This window comes from Streptomyces otsuchiensis, from assembly GCF_004305975.1.
Lineage (GTDB): Bacteria > Actinomycetota > Actinomycetes > Streptomycetales > Streptomycetaceae > Streptomyces > Streptomyces otsuchiensis.
Map to the genome: position 1 here is coordinate 1 of NZ_BHZI01000098.1, position 19,413 is coordinate 19,413.

A 19,413-nucleotide genomic window follows, 5' to 3' on the forward strand; every position below is an offset into this window, starting at 1 on the left:
CACCACTCCCACCCCCGCCACGGGGCTGACGCCGTCCGCAGGCGCCGGGTGCCATCGGTGGGCCGCGTCCGGCGCGGAGTCGTCCGTGTGCGCGGGAGCGCCGAGCAGCCGCCGGGCGGCCGAGACGGCCGGTCCTCCCGCTCCGTCGGCACGCAGCCGGACCAGAGCCGCCCACTCCCCCACCAGGCACCGCCGAACACGGCGCACCAGGCCACTGCTGGCCGGCGTCGGCGCCGTCGCCCTGCTCATGGGCGCGGTGGTCGCGCAGACCCAGACCGCGAACGCCACAACCACAACCACAACCGACGACATACCCGCCACCGACACCCCGGCCGTCACCGCCCTGCCCGAGGGCAGCGAGCTGTACCGGGCCGACGCCGCCGTCAACGCCTGGGTCGACGCCAACCCGGGCGATCCCAGGACCCCGCTGATCTCCGAACGCATCGCCTCCCAGCCGCAGGCCGTGTGGTTCGCCGGGCAGTACAACCCGGGCACCATCACCGAGGAGGTGCGGGCCGTCACCTCGGCCGCCTCCGACGCGGGCCAGGTCGCCGTTGTCGTGCCGTACATGATCCCGTTCCGGGACTGCGGCAACCACTCCGGCGGCGGCGCTCCCGACTTCGCCTCGTACCGGTCGTGGACCGAGGGGTTCGCCGCCGGGCTCGGCAGCGATCCGGTGATCGTGGTGCTGGAACCGGACGCCATCCCGTTGATCGGCTGCCTCGACCAGCAGCAGCGCGCGGAGCGCCTCAGCGCGCTCGCCGGAGCGGCGGCGGCGTTCACCGACGCCAATCCGCAGGCCCGCGTCTACTACGACGCCGGTCACTCGGCCTGGCACTCGCCCGCCGCCATCGCCGGCCCGCTGCGCGAGGCGGGGATCCTCGAACACGGCGCGGGTGTCGCCACCAACGTCTCCAACTACCGGGTGACCGCCGACGAGACGGCCTTCGCCGCCGCGCTCGTCAGCGAGCTGGGCGGCGGGCTCGGCGCGGTGATCGACACCAGCCGTAACGGGAACGGGCCGCTGGACGACGAGTGGTGCGACCCGCCCGGCCGCCTGGTGGGCGACAGCCCCACGACGGACACCGGCACCAACGGTGTCGACGCCTACCTGTGGATCAAGCTCCCCGGGGAGCTGGACGGCTGCGCCGGTCCCGCCGGCGCCTTCTCTCCCGACGCGGCCCACGCGCTGGCGGGCGGCTGACACCGGGGCGCCGCCCCGCACTTCGCACCGTCCTGGCGCCGACCGCCGGGAAACGCCGACGCGGCCGGCCCGGCCCCGGAAGGGACCGGACCGGCCGCGTCGTTCACATCGGACCGCCGTCGCGCCGTGAGCTGCCACCTGCGATGCGGCCGCGCCCAAGCGCCCTCGCATCGCCGTCGCGTGTGCCCGCCGCATGCGGCCGAACGGCCGGCTGAGCGCACGGCCCGCCGGACGCTCAGTCCGTGAGGTTCACGCCCCGCGCCGAGACAGCACCGATCTCGTCGCCGATCTCGGCCAGCACCTGCGCCGGGATCGTGCCGTCGACGGTGAGCGCGACGAGTGCGGCGCCGCCCTCCTCCGCACGGGAGACCTGCATACCGGCGATGTTGATGCCCTCCTCGCCGAGCAGCCGGCCCAGCGTGCCGACGACGCCGGGGCGGTCGGTGTAACGCAGGAAGGCCATGTGGTCGGCGAGGGCGAGGTCCACCGTGTGCTCGCCGATGCCGACGATCTTCTGCTGGTGCTTGGGGCCGGCCAGGGTGCCGGAGACCGACACCTCCGCCCCGTCGGTCAGGGTGCCGCGCACCGTGATGACGTTGCGGTGGTCGGGGGACTCCGAGCTGGTGGTCAGCCGGACCTCGACGCCCCGCTCCTGCGCGAACAGCGGCGCGTTCACATAGGAGACGGTCTCGGCGACGACGTCCTCGAAGACGCCCTTGAGCGCGGAGAGTTCGAGGACCTTCACGTCATGCTGCGTGATCTCGCCGTAGACCTCGACATCGAGGCGCTGCGCGACCTCGCCGGCGAGCGCGGTGAAGATGCGCCCCAGCTTCTCCGCCAGCGGCAGGCCGGGACGGACGTCCTCGGCGATGACACCGCCCTGGACGTTGACCGCGTCCGGGACGAGTTCTCCGGCCAGCGCCAGACGCACCGAGCGGGCCACGGAGACGCCCGCCTTCTCCTGGGCCTCGCCCGTGGAGGCGCCGAGGTGCGGGGTGGAGACCACGTTGTCGAACTCGAAGAGCGGGGAGTCGGTGCAGGGCTCGGTGGAGTAGACGTCGAGCCCGGCGCCGGCGACCCGGCCCTCCTTGAGGGCGCTGGCCAGCGCGACCTCGTCCACGATGCCGCCGCGGGCGGCGTTGATGATCCGCACCGAGGGCTGGACCTTCGACAGCGCCTCGTCACCGATGAGTCCGAGCGTCTCGGGCGTCTTCGGCAGGTGCACCGTGATGAAGTCGGAGGCGGCCAGCAGGTCGTCGAGCGCCACCATCTTGACGCCCATCTGCGCGGCACGCGCCGGCTGGACGTAGGGGTCGTAGGCGATGACCTTCATGCCGAACGCGGACATCCGCTGGGCGACGAGGACACCGATCCGGCCGAGACCGACAACGCCGAGGGTCTTCTCGGACAGCTCGACACCCGTGTACTTGCTGCGCTTCCACTCGCCCTGCTTGAGCGCGGCGTTGGCCTGCGGGATGTGCCGCGCGGTGGCCAGGATCAGACCGCAGGCCAGCTCGGCGGCGGTCACGATGTTGGAGGTCGGGGCGTTGACGACCATCACGCCGGCCTTGGTGGCGGCGGAGACGTCCACGTTGTCGAGACCGACGCCGGCCCGGGCGATGACGCGCAGCCGGCGGGAGGCGGCGATGGCCTCGGCGTCGACCTTGGTGGCGCTGCGGATCAGGATGGCGTCGGCTTCGGCGATGGCGCCGAGGAGTTCGCCGCGATCGGCGCCGTTGCAGTGCCGGATCTCGAAGTCCGGCCCCAGCGCGTCGACGGTGGCGGGAGAAAGTTCCTCGGCGATCAGTACGACTGGCTTGCTCACTTGTCTCAGTCCTCGCTTGTCCTCTGCGGGTGGCCGCGTCCCGACGGCCGAAGGCGGTGGAGGTTGGCAGCCGCGTGAGACACACGACGCTGTGAGCCTGTGACGCGCTAGTGCTGGCAGTGTATCGGCGCGGCGGCGGTCCCGGCGCCTGTTGCGCGGGACCGCCGCCCTATCGGGCGAAGCCGGGTGTCCGGAACGCTCAGTCCTCGTTGTCGACCCAGCTCATGAGCTTGCGCAGCTCCTTGCCGGTGGTCTCCAGCTTGTGGTTGGAGTCCGCGGTCTTGTACTGGTTGTACTTGGGCAGACCGGCCTCGTACTCGGCCATCCAGGTCTTGGCGAAGGTGCCGTCCTGGATCTCCGCGAGGACCTTCTTCATCTCGGCCTTGGTGGCGTCGGTGACGATGCGCGGGCCCGTGACGTAGTCGCCCCACTCGGCGGTCTCCGAGATGGACCAGCGCATCTTCTCCAGGCCGCCCTCGTACATGAGGTCCACGATGAGCTTCAGCTCGTGCAGGCACTCGAAGTACGCGATCTCCGGCTGGTAGCCGGCCTCGACCAGGGTCTCGAAACCGGCCTTGACCAGGGCGGAGGCGCCGCCGCAGAGGACCGCCTGCTCACCGAAGAGGTCGGTCTCGGTCTCCTCGGTGAAGGTGGTCTTGATGACACCGGCGCGGGTGCCGCCGATCGCCTTCGCGTAGGACAGGGCGAGGGCGAACGCCTTCCCGGTGGCGTCCTGTTCGACCGCCGCGATACAGGGGACACCACGGCCTTCCTCGTACTGACGGCGCACCAGGTGGCCGGGGCCCTTGGGGGCGACCATGCAGACGTCGACACCGGCGGGCGGCTGGATGAAGCCGAACCGGATGTTGAAGCCGTGGCCGAAGAAGAGCGCGTCGCCCTCCTTCAGGTGGGCCTTGACGGACTCCTCGTAGACCTTGGCCTGGATGGGGTCCGGGACCAGGACCATGATCACGTCGGCCTCGGCGGACGCCTCGGCCGGGGTCACCACGCGCAGGCCCTGTTCCTCGGCCTTGGTGCGGGAGCGGGAGCCCTCGTGCAGGCCGACGCGGACGTCGACGCCCGAGTCGCGCAGGGACAGCGCGTGGGCGTGGCCCTGGCTGCCGTAGCCGAGGACCGCGACCTTGCGGCCCTGGATGATGGACAGGTCGGCATCGTCGTCGTAGAACAGCTCGGCCACTTCGGTCTTCTCCTTGTGATGGGTGGTGCTCGGTGGTGCTCTGATTCCGGCGGGAGGGGTGCGCCGCCGGCGGTGGGCCGGTGGCCGGCCCGCGGTGGCGGTGCCCGGCGGGACCGGGAACCGCCGTGGGTCACCGGGCGCGTGGGGGTGGGCGCGCGTCCGGTGGTGGTGCCCCGGGACGGACCGCCGGTCAGGCGGACCTCTCCAGGGCGCGCAGCGAGCGGTCGGTGATGGAGCGCGCGCCACGTCCGATGGCGATGGTGCCGGACTGGACCAGCTCCTTCACACCGAACGGTTCCAGCATGCGCAGCATCGCCTCCAGCTTGTCACTGCTCCCGGTGGCCTCGATGGTGACCGCCTCCGGGGCGACGTCCACGGTCTTGGCGCGGAAGAGCTGCACGATCTCCACGATCTGTGAACGGGTCTCGTTGTCCGCGCGGACCTTCACCAGAACGAGTTCCCTCTGTACGGCGGCCGTGGGCTCCAGCTCGACGATCTTCAGCACGTTGACGAGCTTGTTGAGCTGCTTGGTGACCTGCTCCAGCGGCAGGCTCTCCACGTTCACCACGATGGTGATGCGGGAGACCTCGGGATGCTCGGTGGTGCCGACGGCGAGGGAGTCGATGTTGAAGCCGCGGCGGGAGAACAGCGCGGTGATCCGGGCCAGGACGCCGGGCTTGTTCTCCACCAGGACGGACAGCGTGTGCTTGGACATGGATGGTCTGCTTTCTCGGTCTCGGCGCCGTCGGGCCTCAGTCGTCCAGGTCACCGAAGTCGGGGCGGACCCCGCGGGCGGCCTGCACCTCGTCGTTGGAGGTCCCGGCCGCCACCATGGGCCAGACCATGGCGTCCTCGTGGACGATGAAGTCCACGACGACGGGACGGTCGTTGATGGAGTTGGCCTTCTCGATGATGGCGTCGAGGTCGGCGGGGTCCTCACAGCGCAGCCCGACGCAGCCCATCGCCTCGGCGAGCATGACGAAGTCGGGCACCCGGGTGCCACGGCCGGGCGGCGGGGCCGCGCCGTCGTCACCCCCGGGCGCGCAGTGCAGTGCGGTGTTGGAGTACCGCTGGTTGTAGAAGAGGGTCTGCCACTGGCGCACCATGCCGAGGGCGCCGTTGTTGATGACGGCGACCTTGATGGGGATGCGGTTCAGGGCGGCGGTGACCAGTTCCTGGTTGGTCATCTGGAAGCAGCCGTCCCCGTCGATGGCCCAGACCGTCGTGTCGGGGCGGCCCGCCTTGGCGCCGAGCGCGGCCGGAACGGCGTAGCCCATGGTGCCGAGGCCGCCGGAGTTGAGCCAGGTGGCGGGGGTCTCGAACGTCAGGTGGTGGGCGGCCCACATCTGGTGCTGGCCGACGCCGGCGGTGTAGACGGTGTCGCGGGGGGCGAGCCTGCCGATCCGTTCGATGACCTGCTGCGGGGAGAGACTGCCGTCGTCGGGCAGGTCGTAGCCGAGCGGGTAGGTCTCGCGCCAGCGGGTCAGCAGCTCGCGCCAGGCGGCGTAGTCGCCGCTGTGGCCCGCCTCCTCCTCGGCGCGCAGGGCGGCGGCGAGGTCGGCCAGGACGTCGCGGACGTCACCGACGATCGGCACGTCGGCGGCCCGGTTCTTCCCGATCTCCGCGGGGTCGATGTCGGCGTGGACCACCTTGGCGTGCGGGGCGAAGGAGTCGAGCTTGCCGGTGACCCGGTCGTCGAAGCGGGCCCCCAGCGCCACGATGAGGTCCGCCTTCTGCAGCGCGGTGACGGCGGTGACGGAGCCGTGCATGCCGGGCATCCCGACGTGCAGGGGGTGGCTGTCCGGGAACGCGCCGAGCGCCATCAGCGTGGTGGTGACCGGGATGCCGGCCTGTTCGGCCAGTGCGCGCAGCTCCGCCGAGGCGCCCGCCTTGATGACGCCGCCGCCGACGTAGAGGACGGGCCGCCGTGCCTCGGTGATGAGCCGGGCGGCCTCGCGGATCTGCTTGGCGTGCGGGCGGCTGACGGGCCGGTAGCCCGGGAGGTCCTGGGTGGGCGGCCAGCTGAAGGTCGTCTGCGCCTGGAGGGCGTCCTTGGAGATGTCGACCAGGACCGGGCCGGGGCGGCCGGTGGAGGCGATGTGGAACGCCTCGGAGATGGTGCGGGGGATGTCGGCCGGGTCGGTGACCAGGAAGTTGTGCTTGGTGACGGGCATGGTGATGCCGCAGATGTCGGCTTCCTGGAACGCGTCGGTGCCGATGGACTTGCTGGCGACCTGGCCGGTGATGGCGACCAGCGGAACCGAGTCCATGTGCGCGTCGGCGATCGGCGTGACCAGGTTGGTGGCGCCGGGGCCGGAGGTCGCCATGCACACACCGACCTTGCCGGTGGCCTGTGCGTAGCCGGTCGCGGCGTGGCCGGCGCCCTGCTCGTGACGCACCAGGATGTGACGGACGCTGCCGGAGTCCATCATCGGGTCGTAGGCCGGGAGGATCGCACCGCCGGGGATGCCGAATACGGTGTCGGCGCCGACCGACTCGAGGGAGCGGATGAGGGACTGGGCCCCCGTGAGGTGCTCGACGGTGGCGGTCGGCTGCGGTCCGTTGCGGGGGGCCCGTGGCTGTGGCTTGGGTGCCCCGCCTGCCTGCTCGGTCATCGGCGGTCTCTTCCCGGTTCTGAGGGGTGGTGACGCTGGGGGTGGAGTGGTCTCGGGCGGTTCGCGGAGCGGCCGGCGGAGCCGTCCGGGACCGGTTCGGTGCAACAAAAAACCCCTCGTGCCGTCAGGCAGGCGAGGGGGGCGCGTCGGGTGGCCGCGGGAGCTGGGTCCCTGGTCAGTCGACGCGCCTGCCAAGTACGAGAATTCGGGTGCGCATGGCACAGACACTGCTCCTTTGGGTTACGTGTGTCAAGCCAGCGGAACGGCAGTCTCACTATCCGGGCGCGCGACGGACAGCCGTGCGAGCGCTGTTCGAGGAGGTCAGGGCGGTCGTCGCCCGGCGGCGGCGGACACCGCTCCCACCGCCGCCGGGGTGTGTGACGTGACGGGCGGCGGGAGCGGCCGGGGAGGCGCCGCCGGCTGAGCCCTCTCACCGCCCGGCCGGCCGCCGGGACGACGCGAAGCGGGAGCGCCCACGGGCCCCCTCGGATGCGGCCCGGGGACCGGCCCCCTCGCCGGGGAGCGGTAGCCGCCCCCGGCGCAGGGCGGCCTCCAGGGCCTCGTCACTCAGGGGCCCGCCCAGGGCGGCGCCCCGGCCGCGCGGGCAGCCGAGCGCCCGCAGCGCCGCGACCTGCTCGGGGTGGTCGACGCCGTCCGCGACGGCGGTGACGCCCAGCTCCTCGGAGAGACCGAGCAGAGCCGCGACGATGGCGCGCAGCTCCGGCGAGGCCGGCAGTCCGCCGACCAGCTCGCGGGCCAGCCGGACCTCCGTGACGGGCAGGCGGTGCAGTGCCAGGAGCGGGACACGGCCGTCGCCCAGGCCGGTCAGCGCGATACCGACTCCGAGCCCGCGCAGACGTGCCAGCCGGCGTCCGGGCTCCTCGGCGTCCAGGCAGCGGTTGGCGTCCGGGATCTCGACGGTCAGAAGGTGTGCGGGCAGATCGTGGCGGTCGAGCATCTCGGCCACCTCCTCCACCTCCAGCCCTCCGGCATCGAGATCGCCCGCGGGCAGCGGCACGGTGACGGGCAGGGAACCGTGCCGAGTCCGGCGGGCGGCCGCCGAGGAGAGCGCCAGCTCCAGCAGCCGACGCCCGTCAGGCGGGGACGAGGGCGCGCCGACGCCGATCGCGGCGCGCTCCGGGCACTGCGGGCACTCCGACTTCAGCGACTCCCCGACAGCGCACGCCCGGCCGCTCCCGCGGCAGGCGGGCGGGGGCAGGGGGCCCGCTGAAGGATGTCCGGGACCTCCGGAAGCGGCGGCCTGCCCGTCGGGCCGGTCGTCAGGCAGTGCGCCACCGAGTTCGGGCCCCGCCTGATGCGGCAGTAGCGCGGGGGCACCGGTGGTCCGCGTGACCGCAGCCGGAACCGCGGTCAAGCCGACGACGGCTCCGTCGGCCAGCGCGACCACCGGTTGGTGCAGCACGGCGGAAGGCCGCTCCGCCCGTTCGGCACGCCGGCCCGGGACCGGGGCGGCGCGCCCGGCGCCGGGGCGTCCGGCCATCTCGCCGGGGACCGACGGCACTCCCCCGGACGGCGGTTCGGGACGGCGGCGGACGGCGGGCAGGGCCAGGGGGGAACGCGCGGCGGGGAGTGGACCACGCGAGCGCCCGGTCGGGCCCGCCGCGAACCGTCCCCGGCGCCCGGCTGCGGGGAGCCGAACGGACGGGGCGGCACCGGACGAGGCGGCACCGGACGGGGTGCCCGTGGGCGGTGCGCCAGCGGACGGGCCGTGCTCCGCCGCGCCGTCGGGCGAGGCCGAGCCCGCACGTGCGGATGGGCCGGAAGCCGGGCGAGTCGCACTGCCCGGACCGTCGGCCCGACGACCGGCCGCCGTGGCGAAGCCGTCGCCCCGCCCGTCGGCGCCGGGCGTGTAGAGCTCGACCCGGCCCTTCCCCGCCTGCTTCGCCCGGTACATGGCGATGTCGGCGTCGCGCAGCAACTCCGCCGGAGTGCAGCCGGGGGTGGCGAACGCGATGCCGATGCTGGCCGCGACCCGGACCTCGTGGCCGTCGATCAGATAGGGACGGGAGAGGGCGGCCCGCACCCGCTCGGCGATGTCGAGGACCTGCTCCTCCCGGCTGGAGGAGCCGTCACCGGCCGCCCGGCCCGCCGTGGCGCGCCGCCCGGCAGCCTCGCAGGCGCGGTCCCGGGCGACCTCCTCGCCCGTGGCGCCGCCCTCACCGGGGGCGGGGCAGGATGTCAGCAACGCGGCGAACTCGTCGCCGCCGAGCCGCGCGGTGGTGTCACCCGCCCGAACGGACTCACGCAGGCGGCGGGCCGCCTGCACCAGCAGTTCGTCGCCGGTCTGGTGGCCCGCGGTGTCGTTGACGGCCTTGAAGCCGTCGAGGTCGATGTAGAAGACCGCGGCGGTCCGCTCCCCCGACCGCCTGGTGTCGACCGCCTGCCGGACCCGCTCCGTGAACAGCGCGCGGTTGGGGAGGTCGGTGAGCGAGTCGTGGGAGGCGCTGTGCTGCAACTGCGCCTGGAGCCGGACGCGTTCGGTGACGTCCCGGCTGTTGAAGATCAGTCCGTTCTGGTGACGGTTGACGGAGGACTCGACGTTGAGCCAGCGCCCGGCACCGTGCTGCACCCGGCATTCGACCCGGGTGACGGTCTCCCGGGCCGCCGGGACCGAGAGGAACCGGCGCAGTTCGAACTCGACCCTGCCCAGGTCGTCCGCGTGGATGAGGTCGGAGAGCCGGCGGCCGACGAGCTGGTCGGCGTCCTGCCCGTACACGCCTGCCGCCGCCGGGCTGACGTAGCGGAGGACTCCGTCCGGGGCGGCGATCATGATCACATCACTGGACCCCTGTACCAGCGACCGGAAGTGGCTCTCCTGCTGGGCGAGTTCCCCGGTGAGCACGATGTTGTCGCGCAGCATGATGCCCTGCCGCACGAGAAGTGCGAGGACCACGGCGCAGGCGGTGGCCACCACGACGGGATCGACCTCGCGTCCCTTGATCACGGTGATGAGGATGGAGAGGGTGCAGACCGCGGCGGCCAGATAGGGAGTCAGCGAGGCGAGCGAGCCGGCCAGCGGCTGGGCGGGGGGCGGCCCGGAGCCCCGGCGGGAGAGCGCGCCGGGGGCTCCGGCGGCCACCGCGGCCCGCACCGGCACCGACGGCGCGACACCCGCGAGCGCGGCCGCCCTGACCGGTGACCGCTCGACGAGCCGTCCTGCCTGCTGGGTGACGCTCGGTGTCCACGGCGCGCAGGCCAGCAGCAGCGACCCGGCGAACCAGCCCGCGTCGAGCAGTTGCCCCGAGGTGTACTGGTCACGCAGCAGCGGCGAGGTGAACAGCGCGTCGCACAGAACGGTCAGGCTGAGCGCGCCGACGGCGGTGTTGACCGCCGATCGCTGGGCCGAGGTGCGCCGGAAGTGCAGCACCAGCACCATGCTCACCAGTGCGATGTCGAGCAGTGGGTAGGCGAGCGCCAGGGTGGCGCGGATGACGGTCTCCCCCTGCCACTGAGCGGTGTGGGTGAGCGCGACCGACCAGGAGAGGGTCAGCAGCGACCCGGCGATCAGCGAGGCGTCCAGTCCCAGGCACAGCCAGCCGGCGCGGGAGACCGGACGCTTGGCGAGCATCAGCAGCCCGACGATGGCCAGGGGCGCGAAGAGGAGGAAACAGACGTCCGCCAGGGAGATCCGGGGTACCGGCTCCCGCAGGATGACCTCGTACCAGCCCCAGATGGCGTTCCCGACCCCCACCATCAGCGAGGAGAGACCGAAGAGGATCCACGCGGGACGGAACTCCCCGGCGCGGGTGCGCGCGTACCAGAGGCAGGATGTGGCTGCCAGCAGCGCGGCGGCACTGAGCCCGAAATCGCCCATGACGAGTGCGAGGCGTTCCGAGCCCCATCCCAATGCCGCGCCCGCCGCGTACGCCGCGCAGATCGCGGCTAGTGCCACCTGCCGGACCAGCCCGCTCGACGGTGCTCGGCGCCCCCGCCCGCCGGTGCCACCGAGGTGGTCGTCCGAGCGTTCAACTGCCTTTCGTGGACTGTGCATTCGCGTATCGCCCCCTGCGTCCTGGGCACGCCCCTGAGGGACGATACACCAGCCGATCACAGAATGGCATCCATTCACGACACAGGGTAACTAACTGTGCGAACTTCCTCCCTTCGCGGTCGGTTTTGTGGTATTCGGAGCGATCCGCGACAGCTCAGCCGCCGGTCGCCACCACGTGCCGCAGCGGTTCGCCGTCCGTGAAGCGGCTCAGCTGGCCGTGCAGCATGCGCACCGCGCGCGGCAGGAAGGCGGAGGAGGAGCCGCCCACATGGGGCGTGATCAGAACGCCAGGGGCCCGCCACAGCGGATGGTCGGCCGGCAGCGGTTCCGGGTCGGTCACGTCCAGTGCGGCCAGGAGCCTGCCCGAGGTCGTCTCGGCGAGCAGTGCCGCCGTGTCGACCACGGCGCCCCGGGCCACGTTGACCAGGAGGGCGCCGTCCGGCATCCGCGCCAGGAAGGCGGCGTCAGCCAAGCCCCGGGTGGCGTCGTTGAGCGGCACACAGAGGATCACCACCTCGGCCTCCGGCAGCAGTTCCGGCAGCCGGCCGACGGCGTGCACGGGGCCTCGCGGCGACTGGCGCGCGGAGCCCGCGACGCGCGTGATCCGCCGCGGCTCGAAGGGGATCAGCCGCTCCTCCACGGCGGCCCCGATGCCCCCGTAGCCGACGATGAGGACGCTGCGGTCGGCCAGCGACGGCAGCACCCGGTGGTGCCAGCCGCCGTCCACCTGGTCGCGCGCGGCTTCGGGGATGCCGCGCAGCGCGGACAGGGTGAGCGCCAGGGCCATCTCGGAGGTGCTGGTGTTGTGGAGGTCGCCGGCGTTGCACAGCTGGACGTCCTCACGGAGCGAGGGCAGGGAGGGCAGCAGGTGGTCGTAGCCGGCGGTGAGCGTCTGGATGACCCGCAGCCGGTCCATCTTCGGCAGCGGGGCCGTCACCACCCCGGCGGGGCGCATGTAGGGCACCCCGTAGAACACACAGTCCGCCGGGTCGGCGGGGAGTTCCTCCTCGCCGTTCCAGTAGTGGTACCGGAGCGAGCGCGGCAGCGGGCCGAGCTCGTCGATCGGAAGAGGAAGCCAGACATCACCGGTGGTCATATGGTCAGCCTAACGAGCCGGGGGGCGCGCGGGTCAGGGGACGTGCAGCGATACCTTGAACGCCGCGCGGACACCGCGGTTCGGTGACGCGGTGCGCGGTCCGCGCGGCACAGGGGCCGCGCGGACCGCCGCACGGACGGTTCGGTACGCGGGACGCGGCACGCGGGGAGGAACGGCAGGGGTGCGGAAGACCACGCTGGGCGCGGGGGCGCTGCGGGTCGGGGCGATCGGCCTCGGCTGCATGCCCATGAGCTGGGCCTACACCGCCTCGGAGCGGGACGGGCGGGAGTCGGTCCGCGCCGTGCACGCCGCGCTGGACCAGGGGGCCACGCTGCTGGACACGGCCGACAGCTACGGGCCGTTCACCAACGAACTGCTGCTGGGACGGGCCCTGCACGGACGCCGGGAGGAGGCGTTCGTCTCCACCAAGGGCGGTCTGCTCGTCGGCGAGGGGCACCTGGTGGCCGACGGCCGCCCCGGCTACATCCGCCGCGCCTGCGACGCCTCGCTGCGGCGGCTGCGAACCGAGTGGATCGACCTCTACCAGCTGCACCGCCCCGACCCCAAGGTTCCCGTCGAGGAGACCTGGGGCGCGATGGCGGAGCTGGTGCGGGCCGGCAAGGTGCGGGCCCTGGGGCTGTCGGCCGTCGACACCGGCGGCCTGGGGCCGCTTCGCCCGGGGCAGGGCGGGGCGGTCGGCTACGGGGCGACGGTGCGGCTGCTCGACCGGGTCCAGCAGGTCTTTCCCGTCGGCGCCGTGCAGGCGGAGCTGTCGGTGTGGGCACCGCGCGCGGCGAGCGAACTGCTGCCGTGGTGCCGGGCACGGGGCGTGGCCCTGCTCGCGGCGATGCCACTCGGCAGCGGCTATCTGACGGGGACCCTGACCGCGGGACGGGGCTTCGAACCCGACGACGTACGGGCCCGCCATCCGCGTTTCACGGCGGAGATGATGGCGGAGCACCAGCCCGTGGTGGCGGCACTGCGCCGGGTGGCCGAGCGCCACCACGGGGCCACCGCGGCGCAGGTGGCGCTGGCGTGGCTGCTGGCCCAGGGCGAGCAGGTGGTGCCGGTACCGGGCACCAAGAGGGAGCGGTGGGCACGGGAGAACTGTGACGCGGCCGGGCTGGCGCTCCTCCCGGAGGACCTGCGCGAGCTCTCCGGGCTGCCGGAGGCCCTCGACTCCTGGGACTGAGCTGAGAGCCTGTTTGAGACCCCGCGTCGGATCAGCTCGCGGCGTCAGGCGCGGTCAGTCGCAAGCGGAGGGGCGCCCTCACACCGGGTTGCATTCGGGCGTTCCTGACAACGCAGCAGATGGCCGTGGCCGGCGTCGCGCGCCCGGCGCGGGGTCTCAAACACGCTTTGCGGCCGGCCCGGGTGTCGATCCCGGTTCCGCCTCGGCGTCGGCCGCCCCGTGCGGGCTCCGGCGGACGGGTGTCACTCGCTGCCGCGAGGCGTCGGCGCCCGGTGACCGGGTAGGTGCGTCGTTGCAACCGGACCGCAGTACCCCGCTTGGAGGCACCACCGATGTCCGCACGGCCACTGGCCTCACGTTCCCTGGCCGCCGCGCTCACCGCGCTCGCGGTGCTCGCCGTCGGCTGCTCCGGCGACGACTCCTCCGAAGGGGCCGGGGACGGCCCCTCCCGCCCCGGCGCCGGGGACTCCCCCGCACCGCCGGAGGGCGACGGCGACGGGGAGGCGACGGAGGACGGCGACGCGGCGCCGGCCGAGGGCTCCGCGGAGGTCGAGGGCACGGTCGCCGAGGGCCTCCCCTCCCCCTGGGGGATGGTGGAGCTGCCCGACGGCGACCTGCTGGTGGGCTCGCGCGACGACGCCACCGTGCTGCGTGTGGACGCGGATTCGGGCGAGACCACCGAGGCCGGCCGGGTGGAGGGGGTGGAGGCCAACGGCGAGGGCGGCCTTCTCGGGCTGGCGCTCGACGGCGACACGCTCTACGCCTACATCACCGCCGCGTCGGACAACCGCGTGGTGCGGATGCGGTACACCGACGGGCAGCTCGGGAGCCCGGACGTGGTGCTCGACGGCATCCCCAAGGACGATGTCATCCACCACGGCGGCGGGCTGGCCTTCGGCCCCGACGGCATGCTCTACGCGGGCACCGGTGACGCCAACGAGCCCGACCTCGCCCAGGACCCGGACTCCCTGGCGGGGAAGATCCTGAGGATGACGCCCGACGGCGAGGTGCCCGGGGACAACCCCGAGCCGGACTCGCTGGTGTTCTCCCTGGGTCACCGCAACGTGCAGGGGCTGGCGTGGGACGACCGCGACCGGCTGTGGGCGTCGGAGTTCGGCGCTCGCTCGCTGGACGAACTGAACCTGATCGAGCCGGGCGCCAACTACGGATGGCCGGAGCACGAGGGCAGCGGCGGGGCGGACGACGGCTTCGTCGATCCGCAGGTCGAGTGGCCGGTGGAGCAGGCCTCGCCGAGCGGGCTCGCCTACACCGACGGCGCCCTGTGGATGGCGGGGCTGCGCGGCGAGCGTCTGTGGCGGGTCCCGCTGGACGGGGCAGGCGAAGCGGGTGAGCCGGAGGCGTTCTTCGAGAGCGAGTACGGCCGGCTGCGAGCTGTTCTGGCCGTCGGGCCGGGCGAACTGCTGCTGGCGACCAACGAGACGGACGGCCGCGGCACCCCGGAGGACGGCGACGACCGGATCCTTCGTCTGAACGTCCTCTGATCCGGACGCCGCGTCACCCGGAGGCTCCGTCCCGGAGTCGATCCCGCCCGGGTTGGGGCGTACCGGAGAAGAGCGACGCGGACCGGGCCGCGCCGGGCACCCCGGAGAGCGTGCGGCGGCACCCCGGACGCGACGGCGTGCACGCCCGCCGGCCGCCGCACCACGACCGCGACCGGCGGTTTCCGGACGTCGCGCCACGCCAGGCGGGCGGCGGTGCTTTCCACCGTCCGGCGTTCTCTACACTCTGCGCATGGACGATGTCGCACTCACCGAACTCCTCGACCAGCGCGGGGCGTTCCCGTACCCGGGCACCTGGCTGGCAGCCCCGTTCGTCAGCCGTGAGATCGGCGGGCGCAAGCTCGCGGTGGTCGCCCGGGACGACGGCCTGAGCATGATCGGCGTGGACCGTTCCGACGGCGGCGTCTGGGGCGTGCCCGAGGGCGGCGACCCGCGTCTGATCAACACCGGGCTCGCCGAACTGATGGCCTGCTCGCAGGCGTACGGCGAGGCGTCGGTGCGGGCGGCCGGGGCCGAGGGGGGCGGTGACGAGGCGGGAGAGGTGCTGACCGGCACCCTGCTCGACCGCCTCCGCGCGATCGACTCACCGGCCGTCGCGGACGAGAACACGTTCTGGTCGGTCGCCGCCGAGGAACTGGGCTACGGCATCACCGCCTGAGTCCCGGTCGCGCGCGCCCGCCGGTCGGCGCGCGCCTCCTCGGGCCGGCACGCCGCTATTCGCCCGGCACGCCGCCCCGCGCGGCGTGCCGGAGCACTTCACTCAGTCGGTCGCCACGGGGACCAGCCGCAGACGGTGGGCCAGCGCGGCCGCCTCGCCCCGGCTGGAGACCTCCAACTTGGCCAGGATGTTGGAGACGTGCACGCTCGCGGTCTTCGGCGCGATGTACAGGGCCTCAGCGATCTGGCGGTTGCTCCGTCCGGCCGCCACCAGCGCCAGCACGTCGCGCTCGCGGGCGGTGAGCCCCATGGAGACGGCGAGCCCGGTCTCTGCGTCGCGTCCGTTCCGGCCGCTGCCACCGGCACCGAGGTCGAGCCGGGCGCGCTTGGCGAGCTGGTCGATCTCCTCCACCAGCGGCTTGGCGCGCAGCCGCACGGCGGTGGCGCGGGCGAGCCGCAGTGCCTCCTCGGCGCTCCGCCGGGAACCTCCGGAGGCGACGACGGCCTCCGCGTAGCGCCGCCGGGCCCATGCCAGGGCGGGCACCGGGGTGTCGCGGAGGGCCACGAGGGCATCGATCGCCCGCTGCCACGCCTCGGGGCTGTCCCGGCCCTCGGCGCGCAGCTGCTCGGCGCGCCAGTGCAGTTCGCCGGCGGCCCAGGGCTCGACCACCGTGGGCATCCGGCCGGCCACCTCCCGGATCCTGCGCAGCGCCTCGGCTCGGCCCTCGGCGGCCTCCGGGACGCCCCGGGCGTCGGCTTCGATCCCTGCCACGACCGGGAGTATCTGCCACAGCTGGGCGGCCATGAACGGCGGAAACTCCTCGGAGGTCGCCCGCACGAAGTGTTCACGCACCTCGGTTATCCGGCCGCGGGCGGCGGCCAGCTCGATCGCGAGCCAGATCTCGGGCAGCCGGAACTGCTGGGCCGGCACGGCGGGTACGTCCAGCAGCACGCGCGTCTCCTCCAGGGCGCGCTCCGCCGCGTCGGCGTCCCCGCGCCGGAGCCACATCAGACCGATGCGGGCACGGGCGGCGGCGCGGGCACGGGGCTCGGAGACGGCCTGCCAGCAGTACTGGATCGCTTCCTCGGCGGCGTCCCAGTCACCCAGCAGGTCGAGGACGCCCGCCCGCACCGACTGCAGCCAGGGCTTGGTCTCGGAGAGCCCGAAACGGTCACACAGTTCCAGCCCCTCCTCGGCGGCGGTGCACGCCTCGGTGAGCCAGCCGAACCGGAAGAGCGCCCCGGCGAAGTTGACCATGGCGCGGCCGATGCCGCTGATGCTCGGCGGCAGCTCACGGCGCAGCATCTGGTCGCGCACGGCCCGCATGTCGGCGAGGCCGCCGTCGACGTCTCCGGAGTCGGCCTTCAGGCTGGCCAGGGTGAACCGCGCGTGCAGTTCGATCGCCACGGCCCCGGTGACGCGCGCCATCTCCACCGCCCGTTCGGCGTGGCCGAAGCTCTCGGGGCCGGGACGGTTGACGTTCTGCCACGAGGCGACCGAGGCCAGCACGTGGGCGTGGCCGATGGACGGGGGGAGACCGGCGATCAGCGACCGGGCGCGCTCCAGCTCCTCCAGTCCGTCGCCCCTGCCCAGCTGTTCACGGGTACGGGAGCGGTTGACCCAGAACCATGCCGCACGCAGCGGGTCCTCCTGCTCGTCCAGCAGTCGCAGCGCCTGCTTGCTGATGGCCCAGCCGCGGTCGGGCTGGCCGGACTGGACGGCGGCGTGCATCGCCTCCGCGAGCAGGTCACGGAAGCGCAGGGGCTGCTCGGTGTCGGTGACGGGGAAGTTCTCGATGTGGTCGACGGGGCGCAGCTCCCGGCGGATCTCCTTGGGCACCCCGTCCCACAGCTCCAGGGCCCGCTCCAGCAGCCGGAGCTGTTCGGCGAAGGCGTAGCGGCGGCGTGCCTGCACCGCCGCGTCCAGGACGGCCGGCAGCGCCCGGGTCGGCTCCCCCGCGAGATGCCAGTAGCTGGCCTTACGGGCGGCGAGCTGGTGGACGGGCACGACGTGCCCCGACTCTTCCAGTGCCTCCGCGTAGCGCCGGTTCAGGCGGGCGCGCTCGCCGGGCAGCAGGTCGTCGATGACGGCCTCCCGCATCAGCGCGTGGCGGAAGCGGTAGCCGTCCCCGTCGTCGGTCGGGACGAGCAGGTTGCCGCCGACGGCGGTGCGCAGCGCCGTGAGCAGTTCGCCCTCGGGGCAGCGGGCGACCTCCGCCAGCAGGGCGTGCTCGACGGAGGAGCCGCCCTCGGCGACGATCCGCAGGATCTCCTGGGTGTCCTCCGGGAGGGCCTCCATCCGGACCAGCAGGAGATCCCGCAGGGAGTCGCTGATGTCGCCGGAGCTGCCGCCGGCGGTCAGCTCCTCCACGAAGAAGGGGTTGCCCTCGGAGCGGCTGAACACCGAACGGAGCTGGGCGGGCTCGGGCGGCGCCCCCTGTATGCCCGCCATCTGCGCCGAGACCTCGGAGCGGCTGAGCCGCGCCAGTTCGATGCGCTGGACGCTGCGCAAACGGTCCAGTTCGGCGAGGAAGGGGCGCAGCGGATGACGGCGGTGGATGTCGTCGGTGCGGTACGTGACCACCACCAGCAGCCGGGAACGGTGCACCGAGCGGAAGAGATAGCCGAGCAGTTCGCGCGTGGAGCGGTCCGACCAGTGGAGGTCCTCGACCGCGACCAGCAACGGGCGGTCGGCGGCCAGCCGCTCCAGCAGGCGGGTGGTGAACTCGAACAGCAGGGCGCGGTCCACCTCGCCGGGCGGGGCGTGGCCCGCCTCGCCCAGCTCGGGCAGCAGCCGGGCCAGTTCGTCCTCCTGCCCTGCGGCGGCCTGCGGCAGCGCGGGCCCCAGCTGACGGTGCAGGGATCGCAGCACCGCGGCTACGGGGGCGAAGGGCAGCCCGTCGGCGCCGAGTTCGACGCAGCCACCGACCGCGGTGGTGACTCCTGCGGCCCGCGCGTGGGCGGTGAACTCCTCCAGCAACCGGCTCTTGCCGACCCCCGCCTCCCCGCCCACGACATACGCCTGGGGCTCGCCGCGCCGCGCCCGGGTGAGCCCCTCCCGCAGCGCGGTCAGTTCGCCGCTCCGCCCCACGAACACTGGACTGACTCGATGACTCCGCACGTCACCGAGGATCGCACGTGGCACTGACACCCCGGTAGCGGTATTGCGGACCACCCCGTCCGGGCGTTACCGGCGGCGGATTCGGGGCGGTGGGGCGCGCCGGGCAGCGGGCGGGCGAACGCGCCGGGCCCGCGGGCTCCGCCCGGTGGGGTGGGAGCCGGCAGGCCCGGAGTCGGTGCGCCGCCGCCCTCGGGTGGGGAGCGGACGGCACGGTCGTCAGACGGTGCGGGGCGCGCCACCGAAGAGACGCGTGCGCGTGGCGCGGCGTTCGGCCGGTGCGGGGGTGGCGGCGCGGGCGCTCGGCTCGGCGGCGTCGGTGGTGCGCGCCAGGCGCCCGCGGCGGGCGGCGGCGACCTCTCGGCGGAGTTCGGCGGCGTGGTGCTTGTGCATCTGGTATTCGAGCATCGTTGCTCCTGCTTCCCGGGGGTGAGGCCCTCGTCGGCTCTCGTGGCGTCTCTGTGTGATGCCTCCAGGCTCCTCGCCCAGCGGGGTGAGGCACATCGGGAGAGTTCCGGGTTTCCGCGGGGTGACGGGTGACGGGCTTCACCCACCGGGCGCCTCCGGTGGTGGCCGGGTCGCTAAGGGGGGCGGTGGCGGAGTGAGCCGGACCCTAAGGCGGGGGTCTTCCCCTAAGGCATCGCGGGCCGTGGCCCTAAGTACCCACAGCGTGACAGACGTCACGGCGCTACCCGTCCGGTGACGTTGACCATGCCGTCTCGGTCGTGCGCTCCGGAGCCGACCCGGGTGCGGCCCGACGCCGCGCGGGGCGGGCGCATGGGGCGGCCCTGGCCCCCGCACGGGGCGGAGGACGCGCTCCACGGACGGGGCGGGACGGAATGCCGCCGACCGTCTGGCGGGCCGTGCGGACTGCCCGTCGGCACCTCATGGCACGGGTGCGACGAGGCGGGCCGGCACCTCACCTCGGGCTCGCCCCGGCTCCGCGCCCCGGCTCTGCGGCCGTCCGCCCCACGAC

At 73.6% G+C, this 19,413-nt stretch carries 13 protein-coding genes; 4 read left to right on the forward strand and 9 right to left on the reverse strand.

Translation table 11 applies throughout. From position 1 onward, the window contains the following. Positions 1–249: hypothetical protein (locus E0D90_RS27805; RefSeq protein ID WP_227870152.1), on the reverse strand; the 249-nt coding region annotated here is incomplete at its 3' end. A gap of 7 nt (positions 250–256) precedes the next feature. On the opposite strand from E0D90_RS27805, the gene E0D90_RS11630 reads away from it, so the two are divergent. Continuing rightward, positions 257–1,204 carry a glycoside hydrolase family 6 protein gene (locus E0D90_RS11630; RefSeq protein WP_227870153.1) on the forward strand — a complete coding sequence of 316 codons (948 nt, stop codon included), beginning with the start codon at positions 257–259 and terminating at the stop codon, positions 1,202–1,204. Between the two features lie 235 nt (positions 1,205–1,439). Here the strand turns inward: E0D90_RS11630 and serA are convergent, their stop codons facing one another. The 6 genes from serA to E0D90_RS11665 form a co-directional block, all read right to left on the reverse strand. Beyond that, entirely contained in the window at positions 1,440–3,029 is a 1,590-nt protein-coding gene (serA, locus tag E0D90_RS11635) for a phosphoglycerate dehydrogenase (protein ID WP_130797780.1), read from the reverse strand. A 199-nt stretch (positions 3,030–3,228) separates the two neighbouring features. After that, positions 3,229–4,227 (reverse strand): ketol-acid reductoisomerase, encoded by a 999-nt coding sequence (gene ilvC, locus E0D90_RS11640; protein WP_103500797.1) that lies wholly within the window; start codon positions 4,225–4,227, stop codon positions 3,229–3,231. 190 nt (positions 4,228–4,417) lie between these two features. Beyond that, positions 4,418–4,942: an acetolactate synthase small subunit gene (gene ilvN, locus E0D90_RS11645; protein ID WP_130797782.1), complete on the reverse strand. Its 525-nt coding sequence runs from the start codon at positions 4,940–4,942 to the stop codon at positions 4,418–4,420. Positions 4,943–4,979: 37 nt separating this feature from the next. Beyond that, the gene (locus E0D90_RS11650) at positions 4,980–6,842 is read right to left on the reverse strand and encodes an acetolactate synthase large subunit (protein ID WP_130797784.1); all 1,863 of its coding nucleotides are present in this window, start codon (positions 6,840–6,842) and stop codon (positions 4,980–4,982) included. Between the two features lie 430 nt (positions 6,843–7,272). Beyond that, positions 7,273–10,854, reverse strand: a complete 3,582-nt coding sequence (locus tag E0D90_RS11660) for a diguanylate cyclase domain-containing protein (RefSeq protein ID WP_130797786.1) — start codon at positions 10,852–10,854, stop codon at positions 7,273–7,275. A 154-nt stretch (positions 10,855–11,008) separates the two neighbouring features. Continuing rightward, complete coding sequence (locus E0D90_RS11665; RefSeq protein ID WP_130797788.1) at positions 11,009–11,950, reverse strand: 2-hydroxyacid dehydrogenase; 942 nt, start codon at positions 11,948–11,950, stop codon at positions 11,009–11,011. Positions 11,951–12,131: 181 nt separating this feature from the next. Here E0D90_RS11665 and E0D90_RS11670 point away from each other — a divergent pair, with 181 nt between their 5' ends. From E0D90_RS11670 to E0D90_RS11680, 3 genes are all read left to right on the forward strand, one after another. Further along, positions 12,132–13,142 (forward strand): aldo/keto reductase, encoded by a 1,011-nt coding sequence (locus tag E0D90_RS11670; protein WP_130797790.1) that lies wholly within the window; start codon positions 12,132–12,134, stop codon positions 13,140–13,142. Positions 13,143–13,474: 332 nt separating this feature from the next. Then, on the forward strand, positions 13,475–14,644 hold the full coding sequence (locus tag E0D90_RS11675; RefSeq protein WP_130797792.1) for a PQQ-dependent sugar dehydrogenase: 1,170 nt from the start codon (positions 13,475–13,477) through the stop codon (positions 14,642–14,644). A 250-nt stretch (positions 14,645–14,894) separates the two neighbouring features. After that, on the forward strand, positions 14,895–15,320 hold the full coding sequence (locus tag E0D90_RS11680) for an SUKH-4 family immunity protein (protein ID WP_130797794.1): 426 nt from the start codon (positions 14,895–14,897) through the stop codon (positions 15,318–15,320). 102 nt (positions 15,321–15,422) lie between these two features. Here E0D90_RS11680 and E0D90_RS11685 read toward each other — a convergent pair whose 3' ends face one another. Further along, a complete protein-coding gene (locus E0D90_RS11685; protein ID WP_227870155.1) occupies positions 15,423–18,416 on the reverse strand; it encodes a helix-turn-helix transcriptional regulator in 2,994 nt (997 codons plus the stop codon). Between the two features lie 240 nt (positions 18,417–18,656). Beyond that, positions 18,657–18,845, reverse strand: coding sequence for a hypothetical protein (locus E0D90_RS11690; protein ID WP_130797796.1), 189 nt, complete (start codon positions 18,843–18,845; stop codon positions 18,657–18,659). Between the last annotated feature and the right edge of the window lie 568 nt (positions 18,846–19,413).